Annotated in this window: 1 protein-coding gene; it reads left to right on the top strand. The window is 70.5% G+C overall.

The window, feature by feature from the left end:
- Window positions 1–269 precede the first annotated feature (269 nt).
- The gene (locus tag ACQKIP_RS47520) at window positions 270–1,286 is read left to right on the top strand and encodes a DUF932 domain-containing protein (RefSeq protein WP_365863672.1); all 1,017 of its coding nucleotides are present in this window, start codon (window positions 270–272) and stop codon (window positions 1,284–1,286) included.
- Window positions 1,287–1,358 lie beyond the last annotated feature (72 nt).

Raw genomic sequence — 1,358 nt, 5'->3', positions numbered from 1 at the left:
GCCCAATGTAGCGGCGACACCCGCATGTGCCACGGCGAAGAGCCCTGCCAGGCCGACGACGGCCGGCCCTGCAACGGCGGGACCGGGCCGTGCCCGCACGAGACGCACGCCTGCAACTGCCTGCTCTGCACCGGCTGAAGGCGACGTACGGCGGCAACCGTGCGCCGCCGCACGGCCGGTTCAGACCATCCGCGGGGCGGGCGGGCGGCGCAGGACCGCCCGTCCGCCCCGCGTCCTGCACCGCATCGAAAAGGGAAGGGAGAAACGCTATGTCCAAGGAGTCTCTGGAGTGGCTGAACGCGAACACACTGATCGGGTTCACCGACAAGCGCGGCAGCGCGTGGCACTACCGCGCGAACCTGCAGAGCGCCGAGCCCAATCACTACCCCGGTGCCATCCCCGTCGAGGACGTCAAGCGGCGTCTGTTCGGCTGGCGGGCCGTGGCCAGTCCGGTGTACGTGGAAGGTCCCGTCACCGGCGGTCTGGTCCGCGTGCCCGAGCGCCGGGCGTTTGTCCGCAGCGACACCGGCCATGTGATGGGCATCTTCGGCGAGGGCTACCGGGCCCACGCCTACGAGCAGTGGCTGATCGACACCGTTGCGCAGGTGCTGGATGCGGACCTGGCGATCGGGTCGGCCGGGCTGCTGCGGCAGGGGGCGGTGGCCTGGGTGTCGGTGGAGGTGCCGGAGAACGTCCGCACGCCCGAAGGAGTGGAATTTAGGCCGCACTTGTTCGCCGCGACGAGTTTTGACGGTTCGCTGGCGACGACTTTTAAGCGGGCCGTCACCAACATCGTCTGCGATAATTCGATGAGTGCGGGGCTGGCCGAGTCGGGCCAGCAGCTCAAGATCCGACACTCGCGCCATTCGCCCCTGCGCCTGGGGGAGGCCCGGCAGGCGCTGCACATCGTCTACGAGATCGCGGACGCGTTCGCCGCGCAGGTCAAGCGGTTGTGCGAGACGAGCGTGAGCGAGCGGCAGTGGGCCGACTTCATCGACGCGCACGCCCCGCTGCCAGATGAGCCGGGGCGCTCGCGCACCCTGGCCGAGCACAAGCGCGAGAGCCTGGATCGGTTGTGGCGCAACGACATGCGGGTGGCGCCCTGGCAGCACACGGCCTATGGGGTGCTGCAGGCGGTGAGCACCTTCACCCACCACGAACAGACCGTCCGCGGGGCCGCCCGCGCCGAACGCAACATGCTGCGCGCGGTGACCGGAGGCGTCGACGATCTCGATGCGGGCACGCTGCACACGCTCGAGCACGTCATGGCGCACGCCGTGCGGTAAGCCGCAGCATCCACCAGGGTCCGGCGGCCGGGCACGCCCGCCCGCCGGTCCTGGCACCGCGCAGGCCCCTCC

Origin of the sequence: Streptomyces sp. NPDC059900, from assembly GCF_050270335.1 — a bacterium.
Taxonomy (GTDB): Bacteria; Actinomycetota; Actinomycetes; order Streptomycetales; family Streptomycetaceae; genus Streptomyces.
Note: the sequence above shows the minus strand (reverse complement) of the source record. Positions and strands in the feature narration are given on the sequence as shown.

Excerpts from the sequence above, each read along its gene's own strand:
- ACQKIP_RS47520 (WP_365863672.1), top strand. The coding sequence starts at position 270 with ATGTCCAAGGAGTCTCTGGAGTGGCTGAACGCGAACACACTGATCGGG.